This is a genomic window from Streptomyces yerevanensis (genome assembly GCF_000716805.1).
GTDB lineage: Bacteria > Actinomycetota > Actinomycetes > Streptomycetales > Streptomycetaceae > Streptomyces > Streptomyces flaveus.
This window is the reverse complement of sequence record NZ_JNWJ01000045.1, coordinates 28,127-46,648: the sequence shown is the minus strand read 5'-3', so window position 1 is coordinate 46,648 and position 18,522 is coordinate 28,127. Positions and strand designations below refer to the sequence as shown.

General features: G+C 69.7%; 15 protein-coding genes. 4 read left to right on the top strand and 11 right to left on the bottom strand.

Annotated features, from left to right (window positions below):
- Positions 1-203: 203 nt before the first annotated feature.
- Positions 204-1,556: an MFS transporter gene (locus tag OP79_RS35175; protein WP_033326001.1), complete on the top strand. Its 1,353-nt coding sequence runs from the start codon at positions 204-206 to the stop codon at positions 1,554-1,556.
- Between the two features lie 154 nt (positions 1,557-1,710).
- Here the strand turns inward: OP79_RS35175 and OP79_RS35170 are convergent, their stop codons facing one another.
- From OP79_RS35170 to OP79_RS35150, 5 genes are all read right to left on the bottom strand, one after another.
- Complete coding sequence (locus tag OP79_RS35170; protein WP_033325999.1) at positions 1,711-3,429, bottom strand: hypothetical protein; 1,719 nt, start codon at positions 3,427-3,429, stop codon at positions 1,711-1,713.
- Between the two features lie 2 nt (positions 3,430-3,431).
- Entirely contained in the window at positions 3,432-4,331 is a 900-nt protein-coding gene (locus tag OP79_RS35165) for a carbohydrate ABC transporter permease (RefSeq protein ID WP_033325998.1), read from the bottom strand.
- Positions 4,328-5,239 carry a carbohydrate ABC transporter permease gene (locus OP79_RS35160; protein ID WP_033325996.1) on the bottom strand — a complete coding sequence of 304 codons (912 nt, stop codon included), beginning with the start codon at positions 5,237-5,239 and terminating at the stop codon, positions 4,328-4,330. The genes OP79_RS35165 and OP79_RS35160 overlap by 4 nt, the downstream gene beginning before the upstream one ends.
- A 126-nt stretch (positions 5,240-5,365) precedes the next feature.
- On the bottom strand, positions 5,366-6,691 hold the full coding sequence (locus OP79_RS35155) for an ABC transporter substrate-binding protein (protein WP_033325994.1): 1,326 nt from the start codon (positions 6,689-6,691) through the stop codon (positions 5,366-5,368).
- 275 nt (positions 6,692-6,966) lie between these two features.
- Positions 6,967-8,139: an ROK family protein gene (locus tag OP79_RS35150; RefSeq protein ID WP_051745155.1), complete on the bottom strand. Its 1,173-nt coding sequence runs from the start codon at positions 8,137-8,139 to the stop codon at positions 6,967-6,969.
- A 587-nt stretch (positions 8,140-8,726) separates the two neighbouring features.
- Between OP79_RS35150 and OP79_RS35145 the strand changes: the two genes are divergently transcribed.
- A complete protein-coding gene (locus OP79_RS35145; RefSeq protein WP_051745154.1) occupies positions 8,727-10,649 on the top strand; it encodes a phosphatase PAP2 family protein in 1,923 nt (640 codons plus the stop codon).
- Here OP79_RS35145 and tgmB read toward each other — a convergent pair.
- Positions 10,636-11,628 (bottom strand): ATP-grasp ribosomal peptide maturase, encoded by a 993-nt coding sequence (gene tgmB, locus OP79_RS35140; protein WP_033325992.1) that lies wholly within the window; start codon positions 11,626-11,628, stop codon positions 10,636-10,638. The genes OP79_RS35145 and tgmB overlap by 14 nt on opposite strands.
- A 16-nt stretch (positions 11,629-11,644) precedes the next feature.
- Positions 11,645-11,836 carry a putative ATP-grasp-modified RiPP gene (gene tgmA, locus OP79_RS35135; protein WP_033325990.1) on the bottom strand — a complete coding sequence of 64 codons (192 nt, stop codon included), beginning with the start codon at positions 11,834-11,836 and terminating at the stop codon, positions 11,645-11,647.
- A gap of 417 nt (positions 11,837-12,253) precedes the next feature.
- Between tgmA and OP79_RS35130 the strand changes: the two genes are divergently transcribed.
- Positions 12,254-13,498 carry a serine hydrolase domain-containing protein gene (locus tag OP79_RS35130; RefSeq protein WP_033325988.1) on the top strand — a complete coding sequence of 415 codons (1,245 nt, stop codon included), beginning with the start codon at positions 12,254-12,256 and terminating at the stop codon, positions 13,496-13,498.
- Between the two features lie 78 nt (positions 13,499-13,576).
- Here the strand turns inward: OP79_RS35130 and OP79_RS35125 are convergent, their stop codons facing one another.
- The 4 genes from OP79_RS35125 to ribA all read right to left on the bottom strand — a co-directional run bounded on the left by OP79_RS35125 (position 13,577) and on the right by ribA (position 17,614).
- On the bottom strand, positions 13,577-14,746 hold the full coding sequence (locus OP79_RS35125) for a saccharopine dehydrogenase family protein (RefSeq protein ID WP_033325986.1): 1,170 nt from the start codon (positions 14,744-14,746) through the stop codon (positions 13,577-13,579).
- Positions 14,739-15,800 carry a saccharopine dehydrogenase gene (locus OP79_RS35120; protein ID WP_033325985.1) on the bottom strand — a complete coding sequence of 354 codons (1,062 nt, stop codon included), beginning with the start codon at positions 15,798-15,800 and terminating at the stop codon, positions 14,739-14,741. Before OP79_RS35120 ends, OP79_RS35125 begins: the two co-directional genes overlap by 8 nt.
- Positions 15,801-15,896: 96 nt before the next feature.
- On the bottom strand, positions 15,897-16,880 hold the full coding sequence (locus OP79_RS35115; protein WP_033325983.1) for an ornithine cyclodeaminase family protein: 984 nt from the start codon (positions 16,878-16,880) through the stop codon (positions 15,897-15,899).
- 59 nt (positions 16,881-16,939) lie between these two features.
- Positions 16,940-17,614 (bottom strand): GTP cyclohydrolase II, encoded by a 675-nt coding sequence (gene ribA / locus OP79_RS35110; RefSeq protein WP_033325981.1) that lies wholly within the window; start codon positions 17,612-17,614, stop codon positions 16,940-16,942.
- Between the two features lie 77 nt (positions 17,615-17,691).
- Between ribA and OP79_RS52480 the strand changes: the two genes are divergently transcribed.
- The gene (locus OP79_RS52480; RefSeq protein ID WP_078492195.1) at positions 17,692-18,507 is read left to right on the top strand and encodes a creatininase family protein; all 816 of its coding nucleotides are present in this window, start codon (positions 17,692-17,694) and stop codon (positions 18,505-18,507) included.
- The last annotated feature ends 15 nt before the right edge of the window (positions 18,508-18,522 follow it).

The window sequence follows — 18,522 nt, the reverse complement described above, 5'->3', positions numbered from 1 at the left end:
GGCGCGACCCCTTGACACCCGGGAAACGTGAGCGCAACATCCGTAGCCAACCGCTACTAACTATCCAGTGGGTTAATTAGCCGGGCCAGCACCAGCCCCCACACCCGGCGCAGCCGACCCGTCACCCCAGGGTCCGGCATCTCTCCCCTCGCCGCTTCCCCGCTCACTCCGCTCACGTTGGAGTTCCCTCGAAGGAGCACGCCGTGTCCGTCCCCGCCGCACCGCTCGACGCACCACCGGGCCAGCCTAAGAAAGCCGCCACGGCCGCCTGGATCGGCAGTGCCCTGGAGTACTACGACTTCTTCATCTACGGCAGCGCCGCCGCGCTGATCTTCCCGGACGTCTTCTTCGACGAGTCGGACCCGGCCACCGGGACCCTGCTGTCGCTGGCCACCTTCGGCGTCGCGTACGCGGCCCGCCCGGTCGGCGCGCTGTTCCTCGGTCACTTCGGCGACAAGCTGGGCCGTAAGAAGATCATGGTCTTCACGCTGATGCTGATGGGCCTGTCGACGTTCCTCATCGGCTGTCTGCCCACGCGGGAGCAGGTCGGCACACTGGCCCCCGTCCTGCTCGTCCTCTGCCGCATCCTGCAGGGCATCTCGGCCGCGGGCGAGCAGGCCAGCGCCAACTCCATGTCACTGGAACACGCGCCGCCGAACCGCCGCGGCTTCTTCACCAGCTTCACGCTCAGCGGCACCCAGGGCGGCCAGCTCCTCGCCACCCTGGTGTTCATCCCGGTCGCCGCGCTCCCCGAGGACCAGTTGCTGGCCTGGGGCTGGCGCATCCCCTTCTGGATGAGCTTCGCGGTCGCCGTCGTCGGCTACGTCATCCGCCGTACGCTCCACGAGACCCCGACCTTCACCCAGCAGGCCGCCACCGAGGGCGTCCCGAAGATGCCGCTTGCCGTGCTGCTGCGCGAGCACTGGGCGGATGTGCTGCGGGTGGTCGCGGCCGCGCTCGTCGCCTCGGTCAGCACGATCTTCACCGTGTGGGCACTGTCGTACGCGACCAGCGACGCGGTCGGCATGGACCGCACCTCCATGCTGTGGGTGGGCGCCCTCGCCAACCTCGTCGCCCTTGCCGCGATCCCGCTGTGGGCCACCCTCTCCGACCGCATCGGCCGCCGTCCGGTCTTCCTGCTCGGTGCCGCGGGCAGCGCCGTGACGATGTTCGCCTACCTGTGGGCCATCTCCACGGGCTCGTACCCGCTGGTCCTGGTTCTCGGCATCGTCGCCTTCGGTGTCGTCTACAGCGCCGCGAACGGCGTCTGGCCCTCCTTCTACGGCGAGATGTTCTCGACCCGGGTCCGCCTGTCCGGCATGGCGATCGGTACCCAGATCGGCTTCGCGATCGCCGGGTTCGCCGTCACCTTCGCCGCGCAGATCGCGGGCCCGGACGGCGACGACTGGTCGGCCGTGGCCCTGTTCACCGCCGCGCTGTGCGTCCCGCCGGTGATCGCCGCACTCACCGCGCGCGAGACGCACAAGGTCCCGACGGAGTCACTCGGCGAGCGGCCCCGGGATGACGCGCCCGACCGCGACAAAGTGACCGCCTGAGTCCTCGCTCCAGGTCCAGGTCAGGGACAGCGGTCAGCGACGCGCACGGCGAACCAGCGTCAGTTCTGGTTCGCCGTGCGCGTCGGGCTCGCCGAGCACCGCCGTGAAGGCCTTCATGCCTGGGGTGGCGTGGCCATGGTGTGGTTCGCCAGGGTCACACCACAGGTGCGGGTCGGCGGGCACGCAGTGCGACGGTCAGTGTGTGCGGGCCATGGCCACCGATGTAGACGCGGTTCCCGGTCGTCGCGTCGGTGCCGCCCGCCACGGTGTAGTCCTGACCCGGGTCGTACCGCAGTACGTCGCTCCGGTCCGGCCCGGCGAGCGGTTCGCCTGCCTCGACATCGGCCTCGACCCGGATCTCGTCGTCACCGACCCGGTAGGTCATCGGCCCGGTCGTCAGGCACCAGCGCCCGTCGCCGATCGGTACGGCGCCCTCTGGCACGCCGCCCGGCCGGAAGGTCAGTTCGAGGGCCCAGGGCACCCGTGGTCCGCTGATGTCGATCCGCAGGTCGGCACCGTCTTCCCTCAGGTCCGCCTCGACGCGGGTCGTGTGTGAGACCTCGTCACGAGGCCGGTCCGGGAAGGCCATCGCGGCCGAGAAGCGTCCCTCGTCCGCCATCTGGTAGCCGCCGTCGTCCCGCCTCTGGTCCGTCGGGAGCGGTTGGTAGTAGGCGGCCGTGAGGGTCTCGGTGAGCCGGTACCGGTTGTCGGCGAGCTGTTGCATGCCGGCAGCGCGGAACGGGCCCAGGTCGAAGAACCCCCGGGTCAGACGGACCGCGTCGAGGACGGCGTCGCCGGCGAACAGGCGCAGGAAGGTGGGGTTGCAGGCGAGGCCCGAGCGGATGCGCCGGTGCTCGGGCACGTCGGAGCCGCCGTACACCACCGTGTGCACGTCGGCCGAGGCGTGTGCGGCGAGGCGTGCGGTGGTGATGTACCGGTCGCGCGGAAGTGTCTGTGCGGCCGGGGCAGGCAGGGCGCGGCACAGGTCCGGGGTGAGGAGGGTCTGGGCGAGCAGGTCGGGGTCGTCGATGCCGCCGGCGGCCGCCAGCCGCGCCGCCCGGCCGAAGTCGCCCCGACCGGTGCGGATGGCGAGCAGCCGGTAGTGCGGCAGGTAAGGCGCCAGCGGGAACGGGTGGTTCTGGTCCTGCCGTCGCGAGTGGACGGTCTCCACCGTGCCGTCCGGCCTGATGAGGTCCAGGGTCGTGGCGAGATTGCGTTCGACGGCGTCCAGCAGGTCGGCACGGCCGAGCACGCCGGCCAGCAGCAGCAGCGACGGGTTGGACACATGGGCCGCGTAGTTGGCACTCCGTTCCGAGTACAGGCCCTCCGCGTCGATGTCGACGCCTTCGGCGAGCCACTCCTCGACGCGGTCGAGCAGCCGGTCGTCCGGGAACGACCGGTGCAGCCGGGCGAGCGCCGCACACAGCTCCCAGCGGTGGTTCGGGGTGTGCACCCCACCGGTCAGGAGACTGCCGGTGGCGGCGCCGGCGATCTCGGCGAGCGCGGCCGTGACGTCGCGCAGTTCCGGCCCCGCGCCGGCGGCGAGGACGTGCGCGTCGCACACGTCGTTGACGGTGAAGGCGGAGTCGGGTGGTGACTGCACGTTGTCGCCGCCGGCGAAGAGGCCGGTGGTGGTCTGCGCGGCCCGCAGGGCGCGGAGGTGGGTCATCGCGGCGGCGACGGCCTGCCTGCTGCCGTGCAGTGCCGAGTCCGGGGAACGGTATGCCGCGACCAGGGTCTTCACCCGGCGCGCCAGACCACGGTGCGGCACACCCGCGGGTTCCTCGTCGGGGTCGGCCGCCAGCGGGGCGGCCGGCCGGTCGGCGGCGCGGGCCGCCGCGCGGACGAACTCGTGGTCGAGCGGGGTGGGCACGGTCAGTCCTTCAGTCCGGCGTTGATGTCGGCGTTCATGACGTAACGCTGGAACACCAGGAAGACGACGATCAGCGGAATCATGGTGATGACCGAGCCGCCGAGCACCACCGACCAGTTGATGTTCTGCGCGCCGACGAGGCTCTGGATGCCGATCTGCACGGTGAACTTGTCGGGGTCGTTGAGCATCAGCAGCGGAAAGATGTAGTCGTTCCATCGCCACTGGAACGACAGGATGGCGAGGGTCAGCATGATGGGCCGGGAGATCGGCACCATGATCCGCAGGAAGATCGACAGTTCACGCGCCCCGTCGATGCGGGCGGCCTCGATGAGCTCGTCGGGGACCGTCAGGAAGAACTGGCGGAACATGAAGCATCCGGTCGCGGTGAGCAAGGCCGGGACGATGATGCCGGCGAGCGAGTTGTACAGGCCCAGGTCGCGGACCACCAGGAACTGCGGGGCGAGCATGACCTCGCCCGGCAGCATCGTCGTGGCGAGGATGCAGACGAAGAACGCCTTGAGCCATTTGTTGTCGTACTTGGCCAGCGCGTACCCCGTGCAGCAGCTGACTCCCACCGTGAGGATCGTCGCGATCACACACACGATGGTCGTGTTGATGAAGTACTGGGAGAAGTTGGCGCTGCCCCATGCTGCCGTGTAGCCCGACAGGGTGGGGTCGTCCGGAAACAGTGCCAGCGAGGTGAACAAGTCTCCCGCCGGTTTGAAGGAGCTGAGGACGAACCACAGCACGGGAAACCCGTAGACGGCCGCCAAAACCCACAGCAGTGTCGTCGCGGGCACCGCGCGCCGAAGCCCACCGCCGGCCGCGCCGCGGGACCGCTTCCTGGAAACAGCCCGTCCGGGCTCGGCGTCGACCGGGCGTGGCATGTCTGTGGTTGTCATCGGTTCTCCACCCGCCGGTTGACCATCATCTGGATGATCGCCACGACCATCAGGATGAGCATGAGCACGAACGACGCGGCGCTCGCATAGCCGATCTGGCCCGATTTGAAGCCGGTCTGGTAGATGTACTGGACAAGCAGGTTGTTCGACGTTCCGGGTCCGCCGTTGTTGAGGGAGGCAAACAGCGGATACTCCTTCATCCCGTGGATCGTGTTGAGCAGGATGACGATGAAGGAAGTCGGCGCGATGCTCGGCAGGGTGATGCTGACGAACTGGCGCCACGGACCGGCGCCGTCGAGCGCGGCCGCCTCGTAGTACGACGTCGGTACGTTCTTGATCGCCGCGATGAACAGCAGCATGGAGAAGCCGGTCCAGGCCCAGGATGCCGCCACCACCACCACTATCAGCGACAGGTCCGCGTTCGACTGCCACGGAACGGCACTTCCGCCGAGCTTCTCGATGACGTGGTTGACCAGTCCGAAGTTCTCACCGAACAGCCACCGCCACAGGACACCCACGACGATGGGCGACAGAAGCCACGGGATGAAGAAGAAGACGCGGGCGACCGACACGCCCTTGGCGTGCTTGCTCACCAGCACGTTGGCGATCAGCAGCGAGAGCGCGAAGTTCAGCGGAACGAAGAGCACGGTGTACAGCAGCGTCCGGGTCAGCGCGTCGAAGAAGGTGGAGTCCCCGAACAGGTTCTGGTAGTTGTCCAGTCCGACGAACTGGAACGCCCCTATGCCCGTGTAGTTCGTGAAGGAGTAGACGAGCCCGATCACCGCCGGCCAGACGAAGAACAGCGCGAAGAGCACGACATTGCCCGCGATGAGGACGAGCGGCGCGACGGTGTACTTGCTGCGTCTCCTGGGCGGGCTCACGGACACGTCCGAGGCGCTTTTGGTCATCTTCCTGACTCCGTGCTGGTGGAATGGGTTCCTGTGCGCTCAGGCCATGAGCCTGGCATGCACGTGGGGTCCAGAGGCCCGGGCGGCGGAGTCTCGACCCCGCCGCCCGGGCCTTTCGGCCTACGCTCAGCCGCCGACCTGCTGGTCGTAGCCGGCCACGATGTTCTCCAGGGCCTTGTCGGCCGACAGTTGGCCGTTGATCGCCTTGCCGAGCTCTATCTTGGTCGGGTCCTCGGTGAGGCTCTTGCCCTTCAGCGCCCAGCCCGTCTGCGCGGTGTTGAAGGAGCCGGAGATCGGGTCGTAGAGCGGGATCGACTCGTTGTACAGCTTGAACGCCGCCTGCGCCGCCTCGGACTTGAAGGGGTACTTCGGGTTCAGACCGGTCTCGACGGGCAGGAACCCGGACGCCTCGCACAGCGCCTGGTAGTTGGCCGGCTCGTACAGCCAGGACAGGAACTTCTCCGCGGCGGCGGCCGCGTCGGCGTTGTTGTTGAAGCCCACCGTCATGCCGCCGCTGTTGACGTCGCTGGCCTGCACCGGCTCGGCGGGAGTCGGGACGCTCGCCCACTCGAACTTCGTGATGCTCTCCGCGTAGGCGGCGACCTGCCACACGCCGGACCAGTAGGCGACGACGTCACCGCTCTGGAACATGGCCGACGGGTCGGCGCCGCTGGTCCACACCGACTTCGGCATGGTCTTGTCGTCGTTCCACCCGACGAAGGTGTTCACGGCCTTCTTGGTCGCCGCGTCCACCGAGAACTTGCCGGAGTCGTCGGCCTGGACGTACTTCCCGCCCATCTCGTACACCATGGCGCGGAGCCGGGACGGCGACTGGTCGAAGGTCAGGGAGTACTTGGCGTCAGTCTTCTCCCGGACCTCGTCCGCCGCCTTGATGAACTCGGTCCAGGTCCAGGTCTTGTCGGGCGAGGTCGGGTAGTCGACACCGGCCTTCTCGAAGAGCGACTTGTTGATGAACATGCCGGACGCGGTGATGTCCGAGGGGATGGACAGCACCTTCCCGGACGAGTCCTTGGCGACGAAGTTGCCGTTGATCTTGTTGCTCTTCTTGTTGGCGATGGGGCTGAGGTCGATCAGCTTGTTCGCCCAGATTGGGTCCAGCTTCGGCACTGCCGCCGCGTCGGGCAGGGAGTTCGCCTGCGCGGCGCTGCGCAGCTTCGCCTCGTAGCCGTCGTAGGGATTGTTGACGAGCTTGACGTCGACGCCGGTTTCCTTCTTGTACTGCGCCACCATCTTCTTCCAGCCCGCGTCCTGCCCCGGAACCGTGGAGATCCAGAACGTCAGCGATTTGGAGGTCCCGCCCGAGCCGGAGTCCGACCCGCCGCAGGCGGAGAGCAGCAGGGCACCTGCCGTGGCCACGGCAGCGAGGGGGACCAGGCGGCGTATGCCGCCGCGGCCGAGTCGGCGGGAGCGCCGCACACCCACAGTGGTCATCTTCGATCCCTTTTCGTGGTAGGGGACGGAGCACGGCGCCGACGGAGGCGGCACGGGTGCATTGTGCAAGAAAGTTCGCTTCCCGAGGGCGCGGCCTCGCCCGGCCGCGTCATCCTGACAGGCGAGGGTCCCCGGCCACTGTGGCCGTCGCCGCACAAGCACGCCCTGGTGCGGTTGCCGTACGTCGAGTACGGGCGGGACGCTCGCCCCAAGCCGGCGTCCCGACCGACTTAGAAAGCGCTTGTCCGGACATTGGCAGAAGCCGGTGGAGTCCGTCAATGCTTCACCCGCACCCCTCCGGTCACGGTTTGGAATCCACTCTCCGGTCGCGGTTTGGCTTCCACTCCGCCGGTCACTGTCTCGATGCCCCGGGCCACGGCCAGCCGGGCCGCCCCCACCACGGTGCCGCTCTCGCCGAGCGCGCTGTTCACGACCTCGGTGGGCCAGCTCAGCCGGGCGAGTTCCGCCCGTACACCGGGCAGGAGCTGGGGGTCCGCGCCGATGGCGCCACCCAGCACGATCAGGCCGGGGTCCAGGACGGCCGCCGCCGCTGCGGCGAGTCGGCCGATCTCGGCGGCATGGCGGCCGACGGCGGTACGTGCCGTGGCGTGCCCCTCACCGGCGAGGGCGAAGAGCCGCTCGGCGGTGCGGGGGCACGGGCCGTCGGCGTCCTGCCAGGCGTCCGCCGCCCGGCGCAGCAGGGAGCGGGCACCGATGTGCTCCTCCAGGCCCTCGCGGCGGGGTTCACGGTCCCCGTCCCACGGGTAGGGCAGCCGGGCCACCTCTCCGGCGGCGCCGTTCGCTCCGCGCAGCACCTGGCCGCCGATGACGACCCCGAGGCCGATGCCCACACCGATCCGCAGATAGCCGAAGGTGTCCCGGCCGCGGGCGGCGCCCTCGTGCAGCTCGGCGAGCGCGGCGCAGTTGACGTTGTTCTCGACGTGTACGGGAACGCCCGGCGGCAGTGCGACGGCCATGGCGTCGAAGAGCGGGCCGGCCTTGGCGGTCGCCGGACGCGCGCCCGCGCCTTCCGCGTCCTGCGTGATGACATCGCCGACGGCCACGACGACCGCGCGCAGCGGGGCGCCGGTGGGCAGCTCCTTGAGGACGTGGCGTACGACGTCGGCGGCGTCCGGCCGGGTCCCCGTCCCCTCGGCGAGCAGGGTGCCGTCCAGGGCACAGCCGCGCACCCGGGTCACGGCGGGCCCGAGGTCGACGGCGAGCACGGCCCCGGCGGCGGGACCGAGTCCGTAGACGGCGGCGGACCGGCCGGTGGCGCCGGAGACGGTGCCCGAGCACTCGGCCAACTCGGCGGCCTCGAGTTCGGCCACGGCGGAGGAGACGGTCGGCTTGGAAAGGCGCGCGACGGCTGCCAGTTGGGGGCGGGTGGCGGTACCGGCCGCGGCCAGTACGGCGAACACCGCGCGGGCGCTCTCGCTCAGATGCATGCTCTCCCCAGGTCTGCTGCGGTGGTCTCCGCGGGGGCGCGGCGGTCTGTCCGCAAGGGTTGTACGGCAATGGGATTCCCTGCCTCTTGACGCACCATACTTCGTTAGTTAACTTCCTAACGAACTCAATGCGGTACTCGCCTGCCGCGCCGATTTGAAGCCCGTCCCGGGGCTTCCTGAACGCTTCGAGGTATCAACTTCCGTCTGTGTAGCCGCAGTTCAACGGGGGCTGCGCCCCCGGGCCCCTTTGGCCTCCGGCCCCCGGGTCGAGTCTCGGCTGCGGGCCGGTTGTGGCTGGTCGCGCCCGCGCGGCGGAGCCGCAAATCGGCACAGCCCCGCGCCCCTGAAGGGCGGGGGCTTCGCCCCCAGCCCCCTGGGTCGCACCTCGGCCGCGGGCCGGTTGTGGCTGGTCGCGCCCGCGCGGCGGAGCCGCACATTGACACAGCCCCGCGCCCCTTACGGGGCGCGAGCGCTCGCGGGAGGCACAGCCGCAAGCCCCACCGGCCCGAGGTGAACCGCTCCTCCGCCAGAGGCCGATGCACCCCCCATCCAACCCAAGGCGAAACGCCACGCAGAGAGGCACCTCCATGCCCGGGCAGCACACCCGTACCCCGCACTTCCAGCACGGCATCGACCGGCGCGTGTTCTTGCGTAACTCCGTGGGCGTCTCGGCCGGGCTGGTTGCCGCTCCCGTGGCCGCCGCGTGGCCGGCCGCGGCGGCAGGCTCCCCCGCCAACTCCCCCGCCGCCTTTGTCGATTCGTACACCACCAACGTCGTTGCGAATCAGACCGCTGAGACCAACGCGGCGGTTCGCATCCTCGATGGTTTCGCCAAGGTCTGGAAGACGGGGGCCGCCTGGGACAGCGGCATGCCGCTCATGGCCGACGTCCTGCGCGCCAACATCCGCTACAGCGTGCGCGTCACCACCCACCGCACCGACGCCGAGGCGAAGCTGGCCTTCATCCACGACCGCCAGCACCAGAGTTACGCGGTGATCGACGGTCTTGGCCCTCTCGCCGACTTCTACAAGGCGGGTGCGAAGGCGGTCACCGGCATCACGTCCGCGCCGGACGGCGTCCCTGCGGGCAAGATCAACGACACGATCCCGGCCGACGCTCCCGCGGGTTCCGCGCTCGGCGCGGGCTCCCACGACTCGGACCTGGGCAAGGTGGCGGAGCTGGTCGACACCGTGCGCGGCCCGTTCGCCTCGGGCAACCCCAGCAAGTTCGCGTACCAGTACCCGCGTCCCTGGCGGATGAACAAGGACAGCGAGGTCGTCGACACCGGCGAGAAGGACGCGCTGGGCTACCCGGTCTACGAGTCCGACGTGGCGGTCGTCCCACAGTTGCTGAGGCAGCGGGCCGAGGTCCCGGCCGAGGACGGCGGCTTCCCCAGCGGGCACACCAACGCGCTCCACCTGGCGGCGCTGGCGATGGCGTACGCGGTTCCCGAACGGTTCCAGGAGTTGGTGACCCGCGCCTTCGACGTCTCCCACACGCGCATCGTGTCGGGCATGCACTCCACCGTCGACGTGATCGGCGGCCGGATCCTCGCCACGGCGCTCGCCGCCGCCGCGCTCGCCGACCCGAAGAACGCCGGCCTCAAGGCGGCGGCCCGCGCCCAGGCCCTGGCCTACTTCCAGAAGGAGACCGGCACGAGTGCCGACACGCTGTACGAGTTCGCGCACTCGGCGGGCCTGGACGAGGACCCGTACGCGAGCCCCGCGCTCAACTCGGCAGATGTCGCCCCCAAGTTGGCCTACGTCCTGCCCAAGCGGCCCTCGCGCGACCCCATGACCGTACCGAAGGGCGCCGAGGTCCTCCTCGAGACGCGGCTGCCGTACCTCTCCGCCGCCCAGCGGCGCGAGGTTCTGCGGACGACGGCGCTGCCCGCCGGATACGTCCTGCTGGACGGCTTCGAGCGGTGGGGCCGGCTGAACCTCTTCGCCGCCGCCGACGGATACGGGACGTTCGACTCGGACGTGCGCGTCACGATGAACGCCGGCGACGGCGGCTTCTCCGCCGCCGACACCTGGCGCAACGACATCGACGGCCGGGGCGCGCTGGTCAAGCGGGGCACCGGCACGCTGACCCTCACGGGAGCCAACGGCTACACCGGCGGCACCACGCTGGAGGAGGGCGTCCTCGCGACCGGTTCACGGGACGCGCTCGGGTGCGGCGACGTACAGGTGCGGGGCGGCACGCTGCGTACGGCCTCGGCGCTCCGAGTGCGCGGCGCGTACACCCAGGCATCCGGTACGACCCTCGACGTGACGCTCACCGACGACGGCGTACCGGCCCTGGCGGTGACGCGGCGCGTGCTCCTCGGCCGGGGCAGCACGCTCGTCATCCGGCTCGACAAGCAACGGCCACCGAAGCCGGGCAGCACGATTCCGGTCATCGACGCCCGTGTCCTGCAAGGCCGGTTCGGCCGCATCACGGTCGACGGCCACGAAGCCGAGCCGGTGTTCACCGCCCGCGGTCTGTCCGTACGGCTCACTCGCACGTGACCGATTCGACGAAGACCTGCTCGTCGGGCGACGCCGGGTCCGGTGCGGGGGCGGCGAGCCAGTCGGCGACGGCACGTGCGATCGGCTGCTCCGTCTCTATCTCGACAAAGCCGAACTGGCCCGCCTGGTTGCACTCGAGAAACCACCAGATGCCGTCGGCGTCCTCGGCGAAGTCGAATGCGCCGTACGCGAGTTGGGCCTCCCGAAGATAGTCGTGCACGTTCGCGGCGACCCGCGGCGGTGTCTCGACCGGCAGCCAGGGTTCGGTGGAGGTGGCGAACCGGACGTCGACCTCCCCCGGATCGGCGCCTTGGCCGACCGCCTTGCGGGCGGCGAAGAACCGGTCGCCGACGCAGGTCAGCCGGATGTCGGCGCGCTTGGCCACGCGCCGTTGAAGCAGTGTGGGGCCGAAGGCGACGGCCGAGAAGTCCGTCTCGGGTGCGACCCTGCTGGTCGGAACCGCCCTCGGTGGCTCCTGCGGGTGTGCGCCCGAGACGGGTTTGACCACCAGGTCCGGGAAGCGTTCCGCGAAGTCGCGGGCGGCCTGCGGGAACGTGGTGATCAGTGTGGCGGGCACGGGAAGCCCGCAGCGCTGGGCGAGATGAAGCTGCCAGGGCTTGTGGCGGGCCTGGCGGGCCGCGTCGGGGTGGTTCATCCAGCGCGCGCCGGTGGAACGCAGCATGCCGTAGAGCGCCTGCGCGGACTCTTCGGTGAGCCAGGCGGACGGCTCGGCGACCCGCGTCGCGGGCACACCGGGCCTGCGGACCCAGACGGACCGCAGACCGCTCATGGTCACCAGCCGGCCACCGGCGGACAGATGGCCGCGGAAGGAGCCGTGCACGAACTCTCCCGACAGGGCCACGCCTCCGGGCAGGTCCGCGGGGTCGAGGCGGACGACCGGGACACCCGTCCCGTCCAGTCGCGCCACCACCATGTCCGCGGTTACATCCTGTTCGCACGTCAGGATCAGAACCGTCATCGTCGCGGGTCCGTCTTCAGTCGTCGAAGTGGGTCTTCGAGCCCGCCGTGGACGTCGTGGCCCCCAGTTCCCGCAACACGGCGTAGTCATGAGCGGCGAGCCGCCCGTCGGGCAGGACGTTCAACTGCAGTCTGGAGTCATAGGCGTACGGAACGCTGACCTCCAACTGCTGGGCCGGACGTGCATAGTTGAGCGCGAACGGTCGCATTGGTTCTCCTTGCTCGGTGCTTTCCGGTCAAGCGGATCGTGACGCTCCGGCGTCGCGGGGCCTGACGGGTCTGCTGGGCTTCCACGGAGATATACGAATCGAACTGTCGAATGGTTGCTTCACGCTGTGTAATCAATCGCGCCGTTCGGCTTCAAGCCCCCGTCCGGCTCGGCCGCTCACTTCATGCATGGGGCATCCATCCGCCTTCTATGACGTATACCCGGGCCTCGCGGATCCGGTCTTCGGGCGCACTTCAGCGCTCCGGCGCACACCGCGACGCCTCACGCGTCACACGCGCCCGTGTAGCACCTCCGGTATGCGGGTAGTCGTCGTCGACCTCGCGAATCCGCAGGTCGGCGATAGGTTTCACTGGAACAGCACAGGAACCACATCTCCTTCCTCGAACGGGAGCGGACGATGAGCGAGTTGCGACAAGAGGTGGAACCGGCCGAGGTCGGCCTTGATCCGGCGGCTCTGCGACGGCTGGACGAACACTTCGCCCGCCTCGTCGACGACGGCCGGTTGCCCGGGTACCTCATCTCGGTTGCCCGTCACGGCTGTGTCGCACATCTCACTTCGTACGGCCTCCGAGACCGGGAGGCCGGACTGCCGGTCAGGACGGACACGATCTGGCGGATCTACTCGATGACCAAGCCGATCGCCTCCGTCGCGGCGCTGATGCTCCAGGAGGAGGGCCTGCTCGACCTCGACGCCCCGGTGGCCCGCCATCTGCCGGCCTTCGCCGAGCCCCGGGTGTACGTCGACGGCAGCGGCCCGGACCTCAGCACCCGCCCCGCCGAGGGGCCCATCCGTATCCGGCATCTACTGACCCACACCGCGGGGCTGACGTTCGGCTTCTACCACGCACATCCCGTGGACGCCGCGTACCGGGCCGCCGGAGTGGAACGGGCGGAGCCGCAGGACGCGGACCTGGCCGAGGCCTGCGAGCTGTTCGCGGGCCTGCCGCTCCAGTTCGAGCCGGGGACTCAGTGGAACTACTCGGTCGCGACCACGGTGCTCGGGCGCGTGATGGAGGTGGTGTCCGGGATGTCACTGGACGCGTTCCTCTCCGAGCGGGTCTTTCGGCCGTTGGGAATGACGGACGCGGGGTTCTGGGTTCCCGAGGACCGGGCGGACCGGCTGGCCGTTCTGTACGCCGAGAGTGACGGAGGCGACGAGGACGGTGGCAGTAAGGGTGGCATCGTACGGAGCCCTGAGCAGCCGGGACGCAGCCGTCCGCGTCTGCTGTCCGGCAACGGTGGCCTGGTCGCGAGCGCGCACGACTACCACCGCTTCATGGAGTTCCTGCGCCGCGGCGGCGAGCTGGACGGCACCCGGCTCCTGTCCTCGCAGACCGTGAAAACGATGCTCTCCAACCACCTCCCCGCCGACCTCCGCACCTACGGCAGCCCCGTCCACGACTTCCCCGGCAACGCGGGCGTCGGCTTCGGCTTCGGCGTCTCGGTCGTGATCGACCCGGCTCGTACGGAGTCACCGGCCGGCCCCGGCCTGTACGGCTGGTCCGGCGCGGCCGGCACCACCTTCTGGGTCGACCCGCGGCACGACCTGACCGTGCAGTTCCTGACTCAGGTACGACCGACGGCGGGGCCGACGTGGTTCGCGGATCTCAGGCGGCTGGTGCACGAAGTGGTCGTCGGCTGAGATGAGTTGAACAGGCCGAGCACTTCCGAGGTCCGCTGACGGGGGCGGACCGTGGCAGGGCTACGAGGTCACGGGCCGTCAGTTCTTGGCGCGCATGCTGTCCAGAGTGAAGTCGATCCCGTCCTGGCCCAGTTTCGCCAGCCATTCCTCGGACCGCTCCGGTGTCTCGGCCGCACGGCTCAGTCCGGGCGGCAGGGTTCCGGCAAGGATCTTGCGTACGCCCAGCGCCAGCGTGCGTGACACGCACCGGGCCATCGCGCTCTCCTTCGCGTCTCCCTCCATGTCCAGCAGGTAGCGCCCCGACCAGTTCCGGCCCGAGTCCGCGTGTACGTCGAGGGAGACGGCCAGGACGACGCGGTCGCGGTCGGCGTCCGTGGTCGGGTAGCGGGCCGCCAGCTCCTGGGCGAGCGCGGCGATGCGCTCGTCGTCGCCGCGCCTCAGTTCCTCGAAGACGGGTTGCCAGGCTTCGAACCAGCCGGACAGACGGAGGGTGCCGCGGACGAATGTCCGGGGTTTCCACGTCTGAGGCAGGTCGTACTGGTCGACGAACGGGATGCTGTCGCGGTTCGGGTAGACCTCGAAGGGTTCGGCGTCCACCAGATGGGTGCGGGTGGCTTCCCAGGGGTTGGCGGCTGTCGTCTCCTCGCCGTACTCGATGTAGCGGGCTGGTGAGCGCAGGGCGTTCAGGACGCCTGCGGGGGCCCAACTGAAGCGGTACTTGAAGTCGTTGGGGACGGCGGGTATGCCGCCGCAGTACGAGGTGAGGCTGACCTCGGCGGCCGTGTCGGCGCCGATCTCCGTGCGGGCGCGGGCGATGAGGCTGTGTGCGAAGAGGTGGTCGATGCCCGGGTCGAGGCCCGACTCGGTGAGGACGACGATGCCCGCGGCCTTCGCGGCGGGGACCTGGTCCAGGACCGCCTCGGACACGTAACTCGAGCAGGCGAAGTGGGCCTGGTGCGCCACGCAGGTGGCCAGCAGCGGGCCGTGTTCCGGGGCCGGGAGCATGGAGACCACGATGTCGCCGGGTGCCAGTTCGGCGGCGAGTGCGGGGAGCGTGTACGCGCGGGGTTCGGCGCGTCCGGTGAGGCCGAGCGCCGTCAGGCTCTGGGCCGCCCGCTCTTCAGTGCGGTGCCACAGGCGTACGCGGTCGGCGGTGTCGCACAGGGTGGCCAGGCCGCTGCCCGTGGACAGGCCCGCGCCGATCCAGTGGACGGTGCCGGATGCGGGCACGACGGCTGTCTCAGGCATGGTCGGACTCCCCGTTCTCCAGGCCGAGTTCACGGCACGTCTCGTGGAACCGGTCCAGACAGCGCCCCCACGCCCCGGCCACCCCGAACTCCTGCAGCTGTGGCGTCAGCAGCGCCGAGAAGTCCGTGCTCGCCTCCTCGGGCAGCAGCGACGGCAGGTTGTCGATGGCGATGAGGTCGAGGGCGGGCCGTTCATGGAGGCGGCGTACGGGGTCCGTCCAGTCGGTGACCGTGTCGTAGACCGGAAGGACGTTGTAGGGGGAGCCGACGTCGCAGGTCACGTCGCACACCGTGCGCAGGCCCCGGCGTGGTTCGGTCAGGTCCTTGTCGGTGAGGAAGGGGGTGACGGGGCCGGTGCTGAGCACGCAGTTGACCATCAACTCATGGTCCAGCAGGGCCTGTCGGTCCAGGTCGCGGGTCTCGGCGAGGTCCCAGCACGTGGGGTCGAGCCCGGCCTCCATGAGCGCGGCCCGCGCGCCCCGTCCGGAGCGGCCCAGTGCACCGATCACGAGGGAGCTGAACTGCGCGTCGTCCGGGCGGGGTTGGAGTTCGGCGTCCAGTTCGTCCTTCGACGTCGGCCGCAGCGGGGCCGTCAGCCTGCCCCGGTGGTGGAGTACAGCGAGGGCGGCGCCCACATAGCCGGCCCAGTAGCCGAAGGCGGCGAGTCGGCGGCCGTTGTCGTCCACCAGGTACTCGAGGTCGAACAGCGCCCCGCCTCCGGCGACGAACCGGCGCAGCAGCGCCTCGGCCCCGGGCTGCCCTTTGTACGCGTGCCCGAAGAAGACATGCCGGTGCCGCAACTCGCCCGGTTCCTCGGGGAGTTCCTTGAGGCCGACGACGACCGCGTCGAGGGGTGCGACGGTCCAGGAGTGCGGCTCGACGACTCGGCACCCGGCCGCCTCGTACGCCTCGACGGGGAAGATCCGCTGCGGGGACCGCTCGACGGTCACCGTCACGCCGTTCTCGACGAGCCGCCGCGCGTCGGACGGCACGATGGGGGTGCGCCGCTCGGTCGTGCGGGTCTCGTGGCGCAGCCACAGGTGGAGCTCGGTCATACGCGGTTGACCTCCGGTCGCGGGGCGTCGGCGGCGAACCTTTCGGCACGCAGCGCGGTGATGTCCACGAAGGGATCATGCCTCATCAGAAGCCCTCTACCCCAGGTCGGCCTTCCTGGCTGCGTCGATCACCGCCCAGGCCGCGGCGGCGTCCTGGATGCCGAGGCCGACGCTGTTGTAGTAGACGATGTCGTCGGGGCTCGTACGTCCCTCGCGTCGGCCCGTGAGGACACCGCCGAGCGGAATCAGGTCCTCGGCCGCGAGCAGCCCGGAACGCAACGCGTCCACCACAGGACCGGCGTGGCCCGCCGCGGTGTCCGGGTCGTCGACGACCACGGCCGCGGCCCGCCGTACGACCTCGGCGTCGACCTCGCTGCGGGTCCGCTCGAAGGACCCCACGCTCACCACCGTGCAGCCGGGCGCCAGCCACTCGCCGCGTACGACGGGCGTGCTGCTGAGCGTGCAGGCCGCGACCATGGGCAGCCCGGACACGGCCTCCTCGGCTGAGGCGACGGCCTTGGCGGCGATACCGAGTTCGGCCGCCAGCAGCTCGGCCGCCCGCTCGCGGCGCGCAGGAGTCGGACTCCAGAGGCGTACCGCCCGCAGGTCCCGCACCCGGGCCACCGCCCGCGCATGGGCCAGCGCCTGGGTGCCCGAGCCGATCAGGCCCAGTTCCGCGCTGTCGGCGGTGGCCAGCGCGTCGAAGGCCACCGCGCTGGCCGCGGCCGTGCGCAGCGTCGTCACCGCCGTGCCGTCCATGACGGCGGCCAGGCGGCCGGTCACCGGGTCGAGCGCGTTGATCACCGCATGCACGGTCGGCAGCCCGGCCGCCGCGTTGCCCGGATTGACGCTGCCGAACTTGGCGACGGCCCCGGTGTCCGCGGACAGCCGCGCCACGTACGCCAGCACGACACTGTCGTCGAACCCGCTCGGCTCCATGATCTTTCCGGGCACGTCGGCGGTGCCGTCGCCGAGCGCCGTGAAGGCCACGCGCTGGGACGCGATGGCCGCGTCGATGCTCAGCAGCTGCGTCACCTGGTGTCCGGAGAGGTAAAGGACGACGTCATCTGTGTCTGTCATCCCTTGTTCCTATCCGGGATCCGGGCCGCCGCACCAGTCAGGACCAGCTCAGGAGCAGTTCAGGACCAGTGGATCACCGCGTCCAGATGCGGCAGGTGGTGGTCCATGCGCTCCCGCTTCGTGCGCAGGTAGCTGATGTTGTGCTCGCGCGGCGGTATCAACAGGGGGACGTGCTCGGCGACTTCGATGCCGTGGTGCCGCAGGGCCTCGCTCTTGGCCGGGTTGTTGGAGAGCAGGCGTACGGAGGGCACGCCGAGATCGTGCAGCATGTCCGCGGCGACGCCGTAGTCGCGGGCGTCGACCGGGAGACCGAGGGCGAGGTTCGCCTCGACCGTGTCCAGGCCCTCCGACTGGAGCTTCATGGCCTGCAGTTTGGCGAGGAGCCCGATTCCTCTGCCCTCGTGGCCGCGGAGGTAGAGGAGGATGCCGCGGCCCTCCGCCACGATGGTGCGCAGGGCGGTCGACAGCTGGTCGCCGCACTCGCAGTGCGTGGACCCGAAGGCGTCTCCGGTGAGGCACTCCGAATGCAGTCGGGTGAGCGTGTCCTCCGTTCCGTCGATATCGCCGTATATGAGGGCCACTTGTTCATCCCCGCGTTCGAGATCCAAATAGCCGACGGCGTAGAAATCTCCGTACACGGTGTGCAGTTGGAGATCCACCACACGCTGGACACCCGACTGGACATCTGCCTTGGGGCCGGCACTCCGACCGAGCACGCCTTTGCTTTCCTTCATTTTCTCCTGCATCCAATCTGCCGTTGCCGCGTTAGCCTGCTCTCGTCGGTGTCTACGGAACGAAAGGCCTTACCACCATGACCGGTTCGGGAACACAGCTGACCACCCCCGGCTTGTTGCCGCTGGACACCACGGAGGACGTGAGGGCGCGTCGGCCCGGCGTCGCCGTCCTTCCCATCGGCAGCTTCGAACAGCACGGGCCCTTTCTACCCCTGACCACTGACACCGTCATCGCCTGCACCATCGCCCGTGAGGTCGCCGCCGCGTATCCGGTGCATCTCCTCCCTCCGCTGACCATCGCCTGCTCGCACGAACATGCCGCCTGGCCGGGGACGGTCAGTATTTCCGCGGTGACACTCCACGCGGTGGTACGGGACATAGCCGACTCGCTTCGTCGCTCGGGCATCGACGCCCTGGTACTGGTCAACGGACATGGCGGGAACTACGTGCTGGGCAATGTGGTGCAGGAATCCGCAGGGAGCGGCACGCGCATGGCGCTGTTCCCGGCACCGGAGGACTGGGAGGAGGCGCGGGTCCGGGCCGATGTGCGGACCTCGTTGCTCAGCGATATGCATGCCGGGGAATTGGAGACGTCCGTCCTGCTGCACGCTCATCCGGAAATGGTGCGTCCCGGATATGAGTCCTCCGACTTCCTCGCCGACGACCGACGGCATCTTCTCACCCTCGATATGTCCGCTTACACGGAGTCCGGTGTCATCGGCCGTCCTTCGCTGGCTACCGCCGAAAAAGGCAAGGAGCTGCTGGCGGGCCTGGTGGACTGCTTCGGTTCGTATTTCTCGATCCTCAGGCCGGAAGCGGCGAATTCCGCTCCGGGCGCCGAGGACGCCATACAGAAGGGGGCCGGGCAGGACAGTACGGGAAGCCGGTCCTGACGGTCCGCCGCGTGT